This window comes from Clostridium polynesiense (assembly GCF_000820705.1).
In the GTDB taxonomy this organism is placed as follows: Bacteria; Bacillota; Clostridia; order Clostridiales; family Clostridiaceae; genus Clostridium_AA; species Clostridium_AA polynesiense.
Genome location: NZ_CCXI01000012.1, coordinates 90554 through 108864, shown reverse-complemented (window position 1 = coordinate 108864; position 18311 = coordinate 90554). Strand labels below are relative to the sequence as shown.

Annotated in this window: 14 protein-coding genes and 1 pseudogene; 5 read left to right on the top strand and 10 right to left on the bottom strand. The window is 32.5% G+C overall.

Features of this window, described 5'->3' with window-relative positions:
• Positions 1–113: 113 nt before the first annotated feature.
• From TA89_RS02185 to TA89_RS02150, 8 genes and pseudogenes are all read right to left on the bottom strand, one after another.
• Positions 114–1871 carry a helicase-related protein gene (locus tag TA89_RS02185; RefSeq protein ID WP_040210458.1) on the bottom strand — a complete coding sequence of 586 codons (1758 nt, stop codon included), beginning with the start codon at positions 1869–1871 and terminating at the stop codon, positions 114–116.
• A gap of 87 nt (positions 1872–1958) precedes the next feature.
• Positions 1959–3074 (bottom strand): THUMP domain-containing class I SAM-dependent RNA methyltransferase, encoded by a 1116-nt coding sequence (locus TA89_RS02180; protein ID WP_040210457.1) that lies wholly within the window; start codon positions 3072–3074, stop codon positions 1959–1961.
• 146 nt (positions 3075–3220) lie between these two features.
• A complete protein-coding gene (gene murJ / locus TA89_RS02175; RefSeq protein ID WP_040210456.1) occupies positions 3221–5557 on the bottom strand; it encodes a murein biosynthesis integral membrane protein MurJ in 2337 nt (778 codons plus the stop codon).
• A 9-nt stretch (positions 5558–5566) separates the two neighbouring features.
• Positions 5567–6328 carry a hypothetical protein gene (locus TA89_RS02170; RefSeq protein WP_040210455.1) on the bottom strand — a complete coding sequence of 254 codons (762 nt, stop codon included), beginning with the start codon at positions 6326–6328 and terminating at the stop codon, positions 5567–5569.
• On the bottom strand, positions 6325–7254 hold the full coding sequence (locus tag TA89_RS02165; protein WP_040210454.1) for a hypothetical protein: 930 nt from the start codon (positions 7252–7254) through the stop codon (positions 6325–6327). Before TA89_RS02165 ends, TA89_RS02170 begins: the two co-directional genes overlap by 4 nt.
• 279 nt (positions 7255–7533) lie before the next feature.
• Positions 7534–8643, bottom strand: coding sequence for a glycosyltransferase (locus tag TA89_RS02160; RefSeq protein ID WP_040210453.1), 1110 nt, complete (start codon positions 8641–8643; stop codon positions 7534–7536).
• Positions 8644–8690: 47 nt separating this feature from the next.
• Positions 8691–9857: a glycosyltransferase family 4 protein gene (locus TA89_RS02155; RefSeq protein WP_040210452.1), complete on the bottom strand. Its 1167-nt coding sequence runs from the start codon at positions 9855–9857 to the stop codon at positions 8691–8693.
• A gap of 47 nt (positions 9858–9904) precedes the next feature.
• Positions 9905–10999 (bottom strand): annotated as a pseudogene (locus TA89_RS02150) (UDP-N-acetylglucosamine 4,6-dehydratase family protein); the annotation flags it as partial.
• Positions 11000–11324: 325 nt separating this feature from the next.
• Here TA89_RS02150 and TA89_RS02145 point away from each other — a divergent pair.
• The 4 genes from TA89_RS02145 to TA89_RS02130 are packed head-to-tail and all read left to right on the top strand — an operon-like array spanning position 11325 to position 15467.
• Positions 11325–12647, top strand: a complete 1323-nt coding sequence (locus TA89_RS02145) for a UDP-glucose dehydrogenase family protein (RefSeq protein ID WP_040210451.1) — start codon at positions 11325–11327, stop codon at positions 12645–12647.
• A gap of 13 nt (positions 12648–12660) precedes the next feature.
• Positions 12661–13674 carry a GDP-mannose 4,6-dehydratase gene (locus TA89_RS02140; RefSeq protein WP_040210450.1) on the top strand — a complete coding sequence of 338 codons (1014 nt, stop codon included), beginning with the start codon at positions 12661–12663 and terminating at the stop codon, positions 13672–13674.
• A gap of 14 nt (positions 13675–13688) precedes the next feature.
• Positions 13689–14843, top strand: coding sequence for a DegT/DnrJ/EryC1/StrS family aminotransferase (locus TA89_RS02135; RefSeq protein ID WP_187119255.1), 1155 nt, complete (start codon positions 13689–13691; stop codon positions 14841–14843).
• A gap of 12 nt (positions 14844–14855) precedes the next feature.
• Entirely contained in the window at positions 14856–15467 is a 612-nt protein-coding gene (locus tag TA89_RS02130; protein WP_040210448.1) for a sugar transferase, read from the top strand.
• 90 nt (positions 15468–15557) lie between these two features.
• Here TA89_RS02130 and TA89_RS02125 read toward each other — a convergent pair whose 3' ends face one another.
• Positions 15558–16493, bottom strand: a complete 936-nt coding sequence (locus TA89_RS02125; protein ID WP_052447273.1) for a DMT family transporter — start codon at positions 16491–16493, stop codon at positions 15558–15560.
• A 129-nt stretch (positions 16494–16622) separates the two neighbouring features.
• Between TA89_RS02125 and TA89_RS02120 the strand changes: the two genes are divergently transcribed.
• On the top strand, positions 16623–17525 hold the full coding sequence (locus TA89_RS02120) for a Gfo/Idh/MocA family protein (protein ID WP_040210446.1): 903 nt from the start codon (positions 16623–16625) through the stop codon (positions 17523–17525).
• Positions 17526–17555: 30 nt separating this feature from the next.
• Here the strand turns inward: TA89_RS02120 and TA89_RS02115 are convergent, their stop codons facing one another.
• A complete protein-coding gene (locus TA89_RS02115) occupies positions 17556–18233 on the bottom strand; it encodes a DUF421 domain-containing protein (RefSeq protein ID WP_040210445.1) in 678 nt (225 codons plus the stop codon).
• Between the last annotated feature and the right edge of the window lie 78 nt (positions 18234–18311).

Genomic DNA, 18311 nt, shown 5'->3' with positions numbered 1-18311 from the left:
TATTTTACTTAGTAAATTTTGCTGATTACCAGCAGCTTAATTTTATTATACCCCTAAAAATTATGAACTTTTACAACTTAGTATTAGCTTTTTATTAACATTTTATAAACATATTATATTTTCCTAAGTATTTCTATAATTTCTTCACTTACCCTGCTTCTTTCGGAATAAACCCATTCCTCATCAAAGGTCAGTTTAAAGGAATTTGACAGGGAATAGTATAGATTTATTTTTTGATAGTATATTTCCAGGTTATATAAATCTCTTATATAACAGTTCGGTTTAGAAATCTCATCACTTTTTCCTATAAATATTTCATCTATGTATCCTAAAAAAGCCTTCATTATATCATCTTTAGAAACATCAAAGGGTACTTTAATCAGCTTCCATTGTATTTTTTCAGGAAGCTTATAGGGTTTTAGTTTATCCAGCACAACCAAGTATTCGCTTATATCCATTTTCCTATAAAAATATATAGATTCCTCCATAGTGCTCCAAAGGGCAAGCTTTTCACGGAGGAATAGTCCTTTTATATCTAATATTGCTTCACCTGGTCCAAGCACCGCTTCCCTTATAGGGTCATCAGCTATGTTTATATTTTCTCTTATAAACTCCACATTATTTCCGTAAGCAGCCACATAACCTTCATCGTATATACCTTTTCTTCCTGCCCGTCCTGCTATCTGCTTAACCTCCTGAGAATTTAAAAATCTTATTTCAGTGCCATCATATTTTTTAACATCCATAAATATAATTCTTCTGATAGGAAGGTTTACTCCCATACCTACAGCATCAGTGGTTACAAGTATAGAGCTCCTTTTATTTATAAAGTCCTCATACTGGCTTCTTCTAACCTCTGGTGGAAGGTCTCCATATATCATGGCAGCTTTAATTCCCAAATTAGAATAAAAGGCTGCAAGCTCCAGTACCCGCTTTTTTGAGAAAGCTACCAGTGCATCTCCGGGCTGAATGTCTTTATAATTAAAAGCTTTATCTTCTATCAATAAAGGAATATTACGCTTGTATTCCTTTATTTCATATTCTTCTCCGCAATCCTCAAGTATATCTATAAGTATTTCCTTAGAATTTAAAGCCCCGCATATATGGATCTCTCTGCTTTTTACACCTAACAAGGCTCTTGTCCACGCAGCCCCTCTTTGATCATCTTTTATCATCTGGATTTCATCTATCACTGCTGTTTCGTAATATTCTCCCAAGTCGAGTTTTTCTATGGTACAGGATAAATGTACAGCTCCCTCTACAATTATCTGTTCCTCTCCGGTTATAAGGCTGCACTTTACCCCTTCATTATTGAGTTTTTCATAATTCTCCAGAGCCAAAATCCTTAGAGGAGACAAGTATACTCCTTTAGAGCTTTTCTTAAGGGCTTCCATAGCATTATAGGTTTTTCCTGTATTGGTTTCTCCCAGATGAAGATAGACTTTTCTTGGGATATTTCTGGTTTGTAAATACTCATCCTTAGGATTGGAAGGAAATACTCTTTTAAAATCCTTAGCTACAATTTCAGGTATATGATTAGAAATAAGTACGCTGATTATACCGGATCTTAAGTATCCATCAAAACTGCTATTTACTACTTCATCGTAGGAGAAATCAGTATTGTTTTTCATGTTATAATCCTGAATAAGCCTTCTAGAAACGTATTCGAGCATTTCCAAATATCTGGTATAAACCCTGTTAAAATCTTTAATCTCCTGATTTTTCATTTCACCGAGAGATTTAAGCTTTTTTCTTATGGCTGCTTCATGCTCCCATAAAGAAGAAGTTTTTGAATTTCTTATTATTTCATCTATCTGAGCAATTTGATTTTTAAGCTTTCTAAAATTCCTTTCCGCAGCTCCTCTTTTCATTTATGCCTCCTTAAATGTTATTTACTCACTTTTATAAAAACCGCACTGATATACAGCACGGTTTATCTTGTTCATTTCACATTGTAATCAGCTCTCCATAAACTGATACAAATAACACTTCAGCCTTCCGTTATAAAGCTTCCTGTTTTTATCTGACTTTTTATTAAATAGTCTTTCAAACCCTTCATAAGAAGTCAGGATAAAATATGACCATTCAGGGAGTTCTCTAAATACCCTTCCCATGGTTTTATAAAGCTCCTCTACTTCCTTTGTTTCACCAATCCTTTCACCGTAAGGAGGATTAGTAATTATAACACCGCATTTCTTTTTGCTGCTAAAATCTTTTACGTCCAGCTTTTGAAAAGCGATATTATTAGATACACCAGCTTTTTCAGCATTGCCTCTAGCAGTCCTTAGGAGTCTTCCGTTTATATCAGAGGCTAAGATTCTAAATTCCTTGTTATTAATTGAGTTTCTTGCAAAGTCTCTTATATCACTCCACATATCCTGAGGAATTATTTCCCACTGCTCTGATGCAAAGCTTCTGTTAAGTCCGGGAGCCATATTTCTTCCTATCATTGCAGCTTCTATTGCTATAGTTCCTGAACCACATAAAGGATCAGCCAGCTGTTTTGATGGATCCCATTTGCTTAAAAGTACTAATGCAGCAGCAAGGGTTTCTTTTAAAGGAGCTTCTCCTGCAAACTCCCTGTATCCTCTCTTATGAAGTCCCGGTCCGCTGGTATCTAGGGTAAGAGTAACAACATCCTTCAAAATAGCTACTTCAATTTTATATTCCGCACCATTTTCTGGGAACAAATCTCTTCTGTATTTTCTTTTCATGGATTCTACCACTGCTTTTTTTACAATGGATTGACAGTCTGGCACGCTGAACAGCTTTGATTTAACGGATTTGCCTATTACGTGCATAAATCCTGTAATAGGAATGATGTCCCCCCAATTTACCGCCAGCGTTCCCTGAAATAAATCCTCAAAGCTTTCGGCTTTAAATTCCGCCATTTTAATTAACACCCTGTCTGCGGTCCTCAGCCACATATTGCATGTGACTATATCCATTTCATCACCTTCGAAGGTGACCTTCCCATTCTCCACCATAAGGTCATCGTAACCTAACTGTTTTAATTCATCTGCAACTACTTTTTCTAATCCAAAGGTTGCTGTGGCAATAAGCGTAAAGTTCATCTTTTTCTCTCCTAGTAGTTTAGTTTATATTCATAAGTATATATTATTTTCTATAGTACATATATAATTTCACGAAAAATGTAAAAAATATTTTCATTTTAAATTTGTTAAACTTAAGTCTGTATACTAAATTCTTTCCTTAAATATCAGCCTTTAATCTTCCAATTAGAACTTTTAGAAGCTGTATGCTTAAATTTAAAATATCTCATTAAAAGATAAAAGACTTTAAATATTGAGTTTATAACTTTACTTTCCCGGACTTTTCCGGCATCGTAGAAGTTTATAGCCTTATCTCTATATTTTTTTACATGTTCTTCAATTTCATTTATTTCCTCTTGAGAACCGTTATTTAAATGCAGGCATATGGTTATAACACCGAAAAAAAAGCTTCTTGGTCTTCCAAACTGCTGAGGAATAAATGTAATTCCTTTATATTTATATGGAGTTAAACCTATACCATCAGTTATATATTTAAAGCCTGATGCTTTAAGTGCTTTTAAAGTATTACCGTCGAAATTATGACAGGGTGCCATAAAAATATCGGTGCTTATCCCCTTACTGAGAAGAATTTCTTTTCCTAAAGTAATTTTCTCCAGCTGTTTTTCTAAGTTGAGTCCTGTAAACTCAGAGGTTTTCTTATATCCATATCTCTCCTTTAATATACCCTCTGTGTTCAATATGACCTCATGAGTGTACCCATGTTGAGCAATTTCTACTATTTTATGCTGCTGCATATATTTTATAATTTCCCAAAAGTAAAATTTTCCTTCACTGACTATAAGATCTTTATCCTTATTATCTGGAACCACACCTATTAAAGGAACAACATTATATTTTTTAAATATCATTATAACCTTCCAAAAATTATCCCAATTCATATGCTCAGTGATATCATCCAATCTATATATATAATAAGCTTTATATGAATTTTTAATCCTGATGATTACTTTTTCTCTAAACATCTTTTTCAATTCATCATAAAGAAAATATATCTCTGAGTTTTTTGCTAAAAATAAGGTGATAATATAAATGGACAATCCAACGCTTCCACACAGTGTGAACCTTAAAAAATCCCCCATAGCCCTATATCTCCCTAAAACCATGTTTAAAATCATTATTGCCGAGACGCTGATAAGAGCGGAAGCAAAGCACTGTAAAGTACCTTTCCATATAGTAATTTTTCTTAAATCAGTAAATATTTTTGATATACTTATATAAGCCAGTAGCGCTGTGACTATAGAGGCTGATAAAGAGGCTGCCATCAGTCCTGTTAAGCCTAAATGATTAACAAGAAGAATGCTTAAGATTATATTGATCATTACACCAAACGCTGTATTCCTAGTAACCTTTTTCGTATGCTTTAATGAGTATAATCCCTGGTTTAGTATATCCTTCATCCCTATGAAGGCTGTAGTTATAATTTCATATATCATAATCCTAGAGGTGATAACAGCAGCATTATAATCAAACTTTCCTCTGGTAAAAATTATGTTTACAACGCTGAGACTGTTAGAAGCCAGTATAGCAATAAGAGGAAACATAATTAAGTTATGATAATTTAATGAATTGCAAAGCAATTGCCTTGTACCTTCACTGTCTTTATTAAGTGCGCTTTTAGATAGAGCAGGATATATTACAGTAATAAGAGCAGTACTTATTAGACCATACATTATATCGCTTATTTTTGAAGAATACCCAAGAACAGCTATACTTCCCTGAGGCAGGGAAGACGCCATGCTGTTATCAACAAGTATTTTAATCTGCTGTATTACCGCTCCTATAATAACAGGTATAATAAGCTTTGATAGCTCCTTAATCCTTTCATCTTTAAGGTCTAAAATGAATTTATACCTATAACCATGCTTAATAAGCCAGGGTATAGGTATTAAAAATTTAAAAAAGTTCCCTATTATAGTTACTATAATGAGCCCCTCCACGGTTAAATTACGGAAAAGGGCTATATATATGATAATTATTATACTTAGAGGTATATGAACAAGATTTGTAGCTGTAAACTCATTTAAGCTTTGAAGTGCAGTAATAAATACACTGGACAGACATAAAAACACCAAATTAATCAGAGTTATATTTCCAAGCTTTAAGGCTAAATTAAAGGTTTCTTCTGAAAAGCTGGGAGCTGCAGCTCTTATTAGAAACTCCAGATTACCCTTAACAAAAATAAAAATAATAATTGTAATTATAAGAATCAGGTTAAATACGTTATTTATGAACTTAAAGGTCTTTTCTTTTCCCTCTCTCTGGTATTGTTGTACAAGCATAGGAAGCATAGCTGTGGAAATGGAAGAACCTACTATGGAAAATATCACATTAGGTATTAATAATGCTACTGAATAAGCATCTATAGTATAGTCTGCACCATATCCAAAAGCTATAAACTGTTCCCTTATAAACCCAAAACCCTTTGATGCTACAGCAAGTATTACAAAATAAAGCAAGGATTTTTTAATATTTTTTTCGCTCACAATTTAACCTCACAGCAGCTTATTAATAACCTTCAAAGCAATTCTACCCCTTAAGCTTTTAGATTCCATAGTTTCAAAATATTGAAATTCCTTCCCACCAAACTGCCTTTTAAAATATGAAATTCTTTTTTTCTCTTCAGTTTCATCAGAAATCCCACCCCAGTCATATATAGACAAGTTTTTATTTCTAAAATATAAGAGTTCCTGATAAAGGAGCATTTTATTTAAATATGCTATATTATTTTGCTCTTTTCTTACTTTTGTATTTCTAAATTTAGAAACTGAATATAATCCTCTAACATAATTATCATCATGAATGAATACCCGATATACTAAAGGACTGTTTTCCAGTATACCTACCGCCATAGTAAGATTATTATTAAGGGCAAACTTTTTCAGCTTTGAAAGATTTCCTGGCAGAAGCTTTTTCTTTTTAATAAATTCATAATAGCTTTCTTTAAATTCTTTAAATAAGCGGTCATCCTTTAAAAACTCAGTAGAATCATGAAATTGGCATTCATAACTCAAAGCGCTTACCCTCTTAATGGATCTTTTCACCTGATTGTCAAAATCTCCATAGATTTCTTCAGGAGTTCTTTTTAAATCAGTAATAAGGGTTTTTCTTTTTCTGCAGTATTCACTTCCGTTTTTTTTTGTAATTTTCTTAACTAATATATCTGTTCCATTAAATGCTTTAATATCACTGTTATCATATATATCCCAAACTTCGTCTATGGATAATAAACACTTTTTATATCCCAGTCTAATCATTTTTCTTCACCAGCCTTCTTTTCTAAATATCTAAAATAACTTGATAGAGCTATAGTTGTCCATATCCATGGGTACCAATAATCAGATATTAAATTATATTGAATTATCATAGCTGTAATGCCAATGAATATAAAATACTTAAATTCATACTTCATTTGAAGTATTCTTTTAATGCTGATTAATAAAATTAAAATAATTGTAATAATACCTAATAAGCCTGTTTCCACTGTAGCTTCTATAAACCAATTAGTGCTTCCGGTGCTGTAGGTATAGGATAAAAAACCCAAACCTCTGCCGAAGATCATCTGAAAAAAATCAGCATTAAGAAAGCTGTCTAGGCTAAACTGCCATCTCCAAAGCCTTCCTGAATCATTTACAAATAAAACCTTCTCCATTATTCCCTGAAAAAAGCTGATATCCTTAATATAGTAAAAAACTATCATTACAAAAATTAAAGCTGTTGAAAATAATAGTATGGATTTTTTACTGTGCTTTTCTATGGTATAAAAAAGAAATGCTGCTAAAAATGCAGCGGCTAAACTGGCAAAAGCTCCTGCACTAAAGCTGACTAAATATCCTAAGGAGCATATTATAAAATATATTAAAAATGCTGCTATTCCCTTGTATCTGTAGATATAATATAGGCTTATAGGTAAAAAGGCATTAACAAACATTGCATAATGTCCTGATTCAGTCATAAATGCTCTGCTTCTCTGGTACACCTCAAAATAAAGAGCATCATATTTAAGCACCGTATCTATACCCAATAAATTAAATACACTTAATAAGGAAGGAAATAGATTTCTTGCAGCAAATTCTACAAGAGCAAAAGAACAGGTGATAAAAACCGATACGGATATCCATTTTAGTATCTTTTCTATTTTAATGCTGCCTTTTTTTAAGGTACACAGGAAGTAACATTCCATAAGATATCAATATAAAAGAATAGGAAAGAGTATGCTTAATAAAGGTTAAATCACCGGTATTATTATTTATAAGAAAACTAAAGGTGCATATTATAATAAAGAATATATATATAAGAAAATCTGATGCCGGGTAACCTCTGCTGCCATTATCTTTTTTTAGTCACCGCTGCTAAAGATATTGCCATTACCACAATATAATTAATAGTGAGATATTTTATGCTGTATATATAGGTCAAAGGAAGTGTTAAAAAAAATATTATTAGAAGCAGACTCATCTTTTCACCTTTTTTCATATAGTATAAGATTTTCTATTTTTTTCATCATTATTTCTATATCAAATTCCTTTGTAGTATATTTATATGCAGCTTCTGCAATATCTTCTCTTTTAAATTTGTTTTCTTTCAGAAACAGAATCTTTTCTGCTAAAGCACTGCTGTTTTCCTTTTCAAATAACACACCAGTTACTTCATCCTGAATTATTTCACTAAGCCCGTCTACATTAGAAGCAATTATAGGAACTTTACAAGCCATAGCTTCCACAGCTGCAAGACCAAAACCTTCCCATCTTGAAGGTACTACAAGTATATCTAATATACTCATAAGTTCAGGAATATCCTCTCTAACCCCTAGCAATATAACTTTTTCCTTGAGGCCATAGTCTTTAATAAGCTTCTCATAATAAATTCTCAGTTCTCCATCCCCCACAAGGATAAATTTAATATAAGGGTGATCCTTTAATTTATATGCTGCCTCTAAAAGTATATCCTGACCTTTTGCTTTTCTGAAATTTCCTATACATCCTATAACAAAGTCCTCAGCTTGTATATTGATGCTCAATTCATTAATTTTATTATCTTTATAAGTTTTACAAATGTTGAATCTGTTTAAATCAATGCCATTTTTTATTACTGTTATTTTTTTTCTGCTTATTTTATTTCTTGATTCCAGCACTTTTCTTACGCTTTCAGAAACGCAGATATACTTTGAAACCTTAAAGGAGCTAAGCTTATCAAAAACAGCAGCCAAAATATTTAAATCCTTTTTTGTGCTTTCCACTGCAGTAAATAATTTAACTTTAGATAAAACACCTATAATTCTAACTAAAAAGTTAACCTTATAACCAAAGCAGTATATTGCTTCATAATTTCCTTTATATATAAGCTGCCATATAGATAAAAAGGTCTTTAAAAAGCCTTTGTTTTTAATATCTAAACATTGGGTCTTTACAGGAATCTCTTTTATTTTTTTATCTATAATTCCACTTTCATACAAAAAAACCGTCTCTACATGAAAATCATCTCTGTACAGCCTTTTTGTTATTTCAAATATTTTTATTTCACTTCCCCCAAGTATGGTACTGCTTCCGAAAATTAAAACTTTAGGCTTCAACAAACTTCACCTCACAGCATAATACTGCAATTTAGTAATGTAATTCTTTAGTTTATAATGTTTTTTTCTTTTAATATATCTTTATATATTTTTAATTGAAGCTCTATAACCTTACTTTCATTGTATAAATTTAAAGCCCTTTCTCTCCCACACTTTTTCATTGAATTTAGTATCTCAGGATTTTCATAGAGAAACTGTATTTTTTCCTTTATCTCTTTAGGGGAGTTTATATTTACTAAATACCCATTTTTTTCATTTATAATCTCTTCTCTGCATCCTCTTGTATCAGTGGTTATAACTGCACACTCCATAGCCATAGCTTCAATTATTGAACGGGGCATCCCCTCTCTGAAGGAAGGAAGGCAAAATATATCAGTGATGCTTAAAATCCTGCTTATATCCTCTCTTCTTCCTGTGAAGATGATATTAGGATGATTATAGTACTCTTTTATTTTTTCTAAGGTTTTAACATCTCTTTCTTTGTCTTCTAACCTTCCTACTATAAGGAATTTAATATTTTCTCCTTCCATATCCTCTGATGCCTTTAAAAGATCCAGAATACCCTTTTCCTCTATCAATCTTCCTATAAAAGTAACTACTCTGATATTTTCCTCTAATTTGAATTCCTTCCTTATGCTTTTTCTCTCCTCCATGGATATATTTTCAGGATTAAATTTATTTAAAAGGTCTACCCCATTCCCAATTGCTATAATCTTATCCTCTTCTTTAAACCTTCCTTCTACGGAAGTCCTGCAGTCTTCCTGGCTTTGGGTAAATAAAATATCTGTAAAATATCTGGCAAAGAATCTTTCTATATTAAAAATCATTTTATATACAAGAGGCCTCATATTTTCATGAAAATAAAAACCATGAGCTGTATATATGATTATTGGAGTTTTACAGAGCTTCGCTGCTATTCTTCCCAGTACCGCTGCTACAGGAGTATGAACATGAACTATATGAGGATTAATCTTCTTTAAAAGTTTATATAATTTCATTAAAGTCTTTATATTTTCTATAGGCTGAATCCTTCTCTGTATCTCTATATTTATTATATTTATACCTTCCTCTTTTATTGCCTCTGTAAACTCACCTTTAGAGCAGACAGCAGTAAGGGAATATCCTGCATCTATAATTCCTTTGTTTAAAGCGGTGAGCATGGTGTACATAGTACTGTCTACTGCTGATATCTGAACAACTCTTGCTTCCTTCATAAATATACCTCTTAAAATACTATTAACCTTTAAAGGACTTGTTATAATCAGGCGCTTTTTATGGCATAATTGGGAACTATTTCTTTGAGTTTTAAAAGAAGCTCCTTTTCATTTCCATATTTCATGCTTTTCTTTAAGATATCTAAATTACTTTTTAAATTCTCTATATTCCAATCTGAAGGATTTACTATGAAAATTTTTTCATTTTTAGTTTTCTGAAATTCTTCATCCTTCATCAATAATTCTTCATGAAGTTTTTCACCAGGTCTTAATCCGGTGAATTTAATTTTAATATCCTTATGGGGAATTAATCCTGAACTTTTTATAAGCTTACAGGCTAAGCGGTATATATTTATTGGATTTCCCATGTCCAGTACGAATATCTCTCCTCCTTTAGCCAAAGCTCCTGCATCAAGTACCAGCTGAACCGCCTCTTCAATAAGCATAAAATATCTTGTAATCTCAGGATGGGTAATTGTGACAGGTCCCCCTTGCTGTATCTGTTTCATAAAGATTGGAACAACAGAACCGCTGCTCCCTAAAACATTGCCAAATCTCACAGCTACAAATTCAGTGCTGCTGGTTTTACCTGCTGCCTGAATCAAGATTTCTCCAGCTCTTTTCGTTGCTCCCATTATGCTGGCAGGGTTAACAGCTTTATCCGTGGAAATAAAAACAAATTTCTTAGTTCCATGCCTATCAGCAGATTCTATAAGATTCAAAGTTCCGAATATATTATTTTCTATAGCCTCTATAGGATTTGCCTCCATTAAGGGTACATGTTTGTATGCTGCTGCATGAAATACTGCTTCAGGTTTATATAACTGAAAAATATTATTTATTCTTTCCATATTATTAATAGAAGCTATTATAACTTGGAAACTTAAACAGGAAAATTTCCTTTCCAATTCAATCTGAAGCTGATAAGTGGTATTTTCATATCTATCTAGAATTAATAGCTTTTTGGGATTAAATTCAGCAATCTGTCTGCAGATCTCTGAGCCTATAGATCCTCCTCCTCCTGTAACAAGTACAGTCTTATCCGCTATATAATTTTCAATTCCATTGATATCCAGATTGATTTGTCTTCTTCCAAGTAATTTCCTAAAATCTAACTTCGTCATTTCTTTTCTTTTACTTTTCCTTAGTTTTATTATTCTTTTTATCATATTCATTAGTTTCCACCTTTTCACTAATAAATTTGGGCCGGATTTATATGTTTTCTTTAATATCTTTATATGTATAAAAAGTTAAAATGCTACTTTAGAAAGAGTAAAAACATTGAATTCACTTAATTCCTTGTAATTTTTATAAAGTTTAATCAAATAGTGGTCATAGGTTTACTACATCGGAATATTATATACTAGATGTTTTTACAGATCTTATCCGAAGCAAAAACACTGCTGTTTTTCAAAGCTTAAACCATTTCTTTCTAAACACTTACCTCATAAAGGAGAGAAAATAATTATGAACAAGATTGCAGTTATAGGTACAGGTTATGTAGGCCTTGTGAGCGGTACCTGCCTTGCTGATTTCGGCATGGAAATTACCTGTATAGATAATGATACAGAAAAAATTAATGCTTTAAATAATGGAATAGTTCCATTATATGAACCTGGATTAGATATTATGATTGAAAAAAATTGTTATTATAAAAGGCTGAATTTTTCTACTGATACAAAAAAAGCTGTAGAAGAAAATGAAGTTATTTTTATTGCTGTAGGTACTCCTCCCAAGGAGGACGGAAGTGCAGATCTCCAATATGTATTAAAAGCTGCTGAAGAAATTGCATCCTATATGAACGGTTATAAAGTCATAGTTAACAAATCTACTGTTCCTGTAGGAACGGGATTAAAGATAAAGGAAGCTATAGGGGATATATTAAAAAGGAGAAAAGTAAACTTCAGCTTCGATATAGTTTCAAACCCTGAGTTTTTAAGAGAAGGTGCTGCTGTGAGAGATTTTATCCATCCGGAAAGAGTCGTGCTTGGAGCTGATTCTCAAAAAGCTATTGATATTATGAAGGAGGTATACAGAGTTTTATATATAAATGAAACTCCCTTTTTAATTACTAACCTTCAAACCGCTGAGCTTATAAAATATGCCTCTAACGCTTTTTTAGCCTCAAAAATTGCTTTCATAAATGAACTTACAGAGCTTTGTGAAAAGGTTGGCGCTGACATTCAGCAGGTATCAAAGGGTATGGGAATGGACACCAGGATAGGTTCTAAATTTCTTCATGCAGGTCCGGGCTACGGAGGAAGCTGCTTTCCCAAAGATACTAAAGCCTTAACAAAAACCGCAAAGGATAACCGCTGCACCCTAAATATCGTTGAAGCAGCTATAATAGCAAATGAAAATCAAAAAAGAAGAATGGCAGAAAAAATCATTAGTGCTATGGAAAATGTTGAGGGTAAGACTCTGTCAGTTTTAGGCCTATCCTTTAAACCTGAAACCGACGATATGAGAGAAGCCCCTTCTATTACAATTATAAATTCCCTCTTTGAAAAAGGAGCAAGGTTTAGAGTCTACGATCCTCAAGGACTAAAAGAAGCTAAATGTATATTTGAAAATATAAAAGCCTCCATCACTTACTGTATCAACGAATATGAAGCCTGCAGGGATGCAGATGCAGTTATCATAATAACTGAATGGAATCAGTTTAGAAATCTGAATTTATCCAAAATAAAAAATTTAATGAAGGGGAACCACTTCTTTGATTTACGAAATATTTATGACCCGGAAAAACTAAAACAAAATGGATTTATTTATATATCCGTAGGAAGGTAAGGAAGGATTGAATATGAAAACTATTCTAGTTACCGGTGGAGCAGGTTTTATTGGTTCTCACTTAACAGAAGCCCTGCTTGAAAACGGCTTTAAGGTAATAATACTGGACAATTTCCACTCTTATTACCCCCCAATTATTAAAAGAAAAAATATAGAAGAGATACATCTCACCATGAATAACCGTAAAATACCCCTGAGCAATTTTCTCCTGACTGAGGGAGACATCAGAGAAGAATCCGTACTTGAAAGCCTATTTAATACCCAAAATATATATATGGTTATCCATCTTGCCGCCATGGCAGGGGTTAGAAAATCTATAGAAAATCCACTGCTTTATTTTGATGTTAATGTTCAAGGCACCTTAAGACTACTGGAAAAATGCAGAAAAAAATCAATTAAAAAATTTATATTTGCCTCCAGTTCTTCAGTGTACGGAAATAATAACAAAATTCCTTTTTCCGAAAAAGACAGTGTAGATAAGCCAATTTCTCCTTATGCAGCCTCAAAAAAATCCGGAGAACTATTATGCTATAATTACCACCATTTATATGATATGAGTATTGCCTGCCTTCGTTTCTTTACAGTATATGGTCCAAGGCAGAGGCCGGACCTTGCAATTCATAAGTTTTCCCATTCAATTATTAATGACATTAAAATCCCCTTTTATGGAGATGGAAGCTCCTCCAGAGATTATACCTATATAAGCGATATAATTCAGGGAATATTAGGCGCAGTCCATTGGATAGAAAATGATGAAATAAAAAAATACGATATTTTCAACCTTGGAGGGGATAAATCAATATCACTAAAAAGTATGGTGGAAACTATAGAAAACACATTAAATAAAAAAGCTGACTTACAGCTGCTCCCTTTACAGCCCGGAGATATGAAAATCACCTCTGCGGATATAAGTCACTCCCAAAAACAGCTTGGATACATGCCCACGATACCCTTTCAGGAAGGTATAAGAAAATTCATTACTTGGAAGTTAAATTCACTGAAGATCAAAGAGCAGGATTATAAGTAAAGGAGATTAATATAATGAGAGATTTTATACCTTACGCTAAGCCCTGCTTCGATGAAAAAGAAGAAAAAGAAGTTGTGGCAGCTTTAAAATCCAACTGGATATCAAAAGGTCCAAAAACCCATGAATTTGAAAAGAGATTCGCTGATTTTATCGGTGTAAAGCACGCTGTGGCTCTAAATTCCTGTACCGCAGCGCTGCATTTATCCTTAATATGTGCAGGAATCAGTGCTGGGGATGAAGTTATAACTACTCCTTTTACCTTTGCAGCAAGTGTAAATACTATAATCCACTGTGGAGGAAAACCGGTTTTTGTTGATATAAATCCTCATACCTTATGCATAGATGTAGATAAAATAGAAGAAAAAATAACCTCGAATACTAAAGCCATCCTTCCCGTTCATTATGCAGGCCAGTCTGCAGATTTAGATAAAATTCATCGATTAGCAGATAAGTATAAGCTTTTTGTTTCTGAAGATGCCGCTCATGCATTATTTACCACCTATAAGGATAAATTAATCGGTTCCCTCTCTGATGCCACCTCCTTCAGCTTTTATGCTACAAAAAATCTTTCTACGGGAGAAGGGGGAATGCTTACTACAAACGATGACAGCATTGCAGAAAAAGCTAGAGTTTTAAGCCTGCACGGAATGAGCAAAACTGCCTGGAACAGATATTCAAAGGGAGGCAACTGGTACTATGAAATTCAGTATCCAGGTTATAAGTATAATATGACGGATATACAAGCGGCTTTAGGTCTGCAGCAGCTCAATAAGCTTGAGCACATGCAGAGCCTGAGGAGCAAATATGCAGATATGTATAGTAAAGCTTTCAATAATCTTTCTGGGATAATAATACCGGAAGAAAACCCTTACGGAAGACACGCTTGGCATATATACGCCATTCAGGTAGATGATAAAGTTCTTAATATTAATAGAGATATATTTATAGAAAAGCTTACAGAATCTAATATAGGAACAAGCGTGCACTTTATTCCCCTCCATCTTCAGCCCTATTACAAAAAAACTTTTGGCTTCAAGAAGGGAGACTTCCCTATATGCGAGAGAACCTTTGAAAGAATCCTCTCTCTTCCCCTTTACCCTTCTATGAAAGAAGAAGATGTTAACTATGTTATAAGTACAGTTACTCGTATTGTAAAAGAATGTATATAGCAGGAGATTTCAATGGGTACCACATTAAACAGGATATTAAAAAGGATATTTGATGTTTTCTTTTCTTTCACCGGTTTGATTGTTCTATCCCCTGTGCTTTTGATAGTTTCACTCATAATCAAGCTTACCTCTATAGGTTCTGTGTTTTTTAAACAGGAAAGGATAGGTATAAATGAAAAGCCCTTTTATATTTATAAGTTTAGAACCATGGTGGTGGATGCTGAAAAAACCGGAAGACAGATAACGGTTAAAAATGATGAAAGAATAACAAAATCCGGAGTATTCTTAAGAAGATATAAGCTGGATGAACTTCCTCAGCTTATAAATGTCCTTAGAGGTGAAATGAGTTTTGTTGGCCCCAGACCTGAGGTGAAAAAATATGTAGAACTTTACACCTTAGAGCAAAAGGAGGTTTTAAGGGTAAAACCCGGAATAACTGATTATGCATCTATTGCCTACAGAAAGGAAAATGATCTCTTAAAGGATTCTGAAAATCCGGAAGATTATTATATAAATATCATCATGCCTCACAAAATTTCCCTTAATAAAAAATATATAAGTAAAAATAATATATTTATAGATATAAAAATAATTATTGTAACAGTTTTAAAATGTTTTATGTAGCAATCTAAAATTAATATTGTATTTAATCATGAAAAGCACCGGCAGAAGAATATCGGTGCTTTTCATGATTAAGGCTGTTCAATATAATTATTAAGTCCTTGCCTTATCAGTAATTATTTCACTAAAAAGCGTTGAACCTAATATAAGTATTCCTCCAATCAACTGCAGCAAAGTCATTTTCTCCTTTAAAAATATTGAAGCAAATACTACTGCAGATATAGGATCTATATAGCTGAGTATTGCAGCAGATTGAGCATTTAAATCCTTTAACGCAGAAAAGTACAAAAGATAGCTTAATCCTGTATGAACTATTCCTACAATGATTATCAATACCCATGTGTTTAAGTCAAGGGTTAATATATGTTTAAACTTTAGAATTATAGAAGCATATCCCTCTTTTTGAAATAAAATAAAGGGAAAAAGTACTGCTGCAGCAGAAGTTAACTGAAAAAGAGTACGCCTGTAATCAGATATATTTATAATGAATTTGTTTATGAACACCACAGAAGCATAAAAAACTGCTGCTAATAAGGCAAAAGCAATTCCTTTTATATTGCTTAAATATCCTATTTCTCCAGCTCCTTTAATATCCAGTATTAAGAACAGTCCAATTACAGCTGTAAATATGCTAATTGCCTTTATTTTACTAAAACTTTCTTTAATAACAATAGGAGATGCTATTATAATAAAAACCGGAGCAAAATAATAAACTAAAGTTGCATTTGAAATAGTTGTATGCTTAAAGCCTTGAAATAGAAAAACCCAGTTAAAGCCTAAAAGCATACCTGATATAATCAGAAGCTTAATATTATTTTTTACTTCACCTTTAAAAGCATATGGTTTATAAGATTCTCCTTCTCCTGACTTTTTAAACTTTCTCCTGCTTACACTGTATATAAATAAAAAAAGACTTCCTATAACAGCTCTTAAAAAAGCAATATTTATTGAACTTAATGGTATATTCCTAATAAAAAGTCCTATACTTCCAAATAAAAGCATAGCCAGCAAGACTTTAAGCTTGTTCATAATTCTCCCCCTATTTTCCCTTTTTATTAATGTTTAATTTACTACATTATTATTTGTTTGTCATTAACTAGATGCTCTATTATAATTATACTAATAAAATATGGAATTAAATTATTAGGAGGTATATTTATGAAGGTTGGAATTATTGGTCTGGGTAATATTGCTGAAAAAGCTTATCTTCCTGTTATTACTTCTAAAGAAGATATAGAGTTAGTATTTTGTACAAGAAATGTGAACAAGCTAAATAAGCTATCCAATAAATATCGAATTAAGGAACATACAACTTCCCTGAAGGAACTCATATCTATGGGGATTGATGCAGCCTTTGTTCATACCGCTACAGAATCCCATACAGAAACAGCAAAAATGCTGTTGGAAAACGGAATCAACGTTTATATAGATAAACCTATTTCTTATTATTATGAGGATGCTTTAAATCTTGCTGAGCTTTCAGCAAAAAAGGATAAGATATTAATGGTAGGATTTAACAGAAGATTCGCTCCAATGTATAAAAGTTTAAAAGATAATCAAAAACCTGATATTATAATAATACAAAAAAACAGAGTTAACCTTCCTGATAATGTAAGAAGGTTTATATTTGATGATTTTATACACGTAGTAGATACCCTTAGATTTCTTATGGATGAGGATAATATGAACATTAATATAAATTCCTTAAAAAAAGAAAAACTTCTTTATAATATAGTTCTGCAGTTATCTAACAATACCACCACAGCTATTGGCATAATGAACAGAAACAGCGGAATCTCTGAGGAAACTTTAGAATATATGTGCAGCAATAAAAAATTCTTTATTGACAATCTTGTAGAAACTACTAAATTTGAAAATGGCAAAGAAGAGATAATAAAATTTAACGATTGGGATCCTATTTTATATCGCAGAGGATTTTATCAGATTATCAGTGAGTTCTTAAGCTCTGTAGAAAAAAATAAAATTCCTTCCATTACTATAGAGGACTCATTAAAAACTCATGAAATATGCGAAAAAATAGTTAAAGAGCTAACTCTATAATAATTAACCCTTAAAGCCTGAGTTTAAATCTCAGGCTTTATTCTTTGAAATAATCAGTTTTCCTGAAGAATCTATAGCCGCCAGGACAACTTGATTTTTAAAATCATCGATTCCTTGTTTTTCCAGCTCCTCAAAAAGCCAGGATTTATCCTTATGTATATGCTGCAGATTTATATGAATAATCTTTCCATCCATAATCAAAGGAATAGTGAATCCTGAATCCTGAGATTTTATATTTATATCTTTTAAAGTTACAGGTTGCCTGTCTCCTGTTGGAAAAACTGATAGATTTCCCTGAGGTTCCATAATTACCATATCTAAGACATTAACATCGCTATATCCCTGCTGCCTTAAAAGTCCCATAAACTGATTTAAGCTGAGGCCTAAATATTTTAGGTTATCCATCTGTATTTTTCCCTTATTTACAATAACTAAAGGGGTATGCTCCATTATTGGTGTAAGCTTGTTAATAAGGGAAAGCTTTGCGCTTATAAACATAAGAAGCACTAATACACCTGTTCCATATATGGATTTTATAACTATTTTATCCACTAAAGGTTCTGCAGCAACATTGGCAAGTATCATTAATCCGGCAAACTCATAAGCAGACATTTGTGCTATAGCTTTTTTAGTTAATATTCTTGCACAGATATAGGTAAAGAGATAAACCAACACAATTCTTATGGTGTAAGATACTACGTATTCCATATGTAATGAGGTTCCTTGATATTATGAGTGTATAAAGAGATAATTATTTATAGGAACCTTCTCCTTTCTTTAAGATGT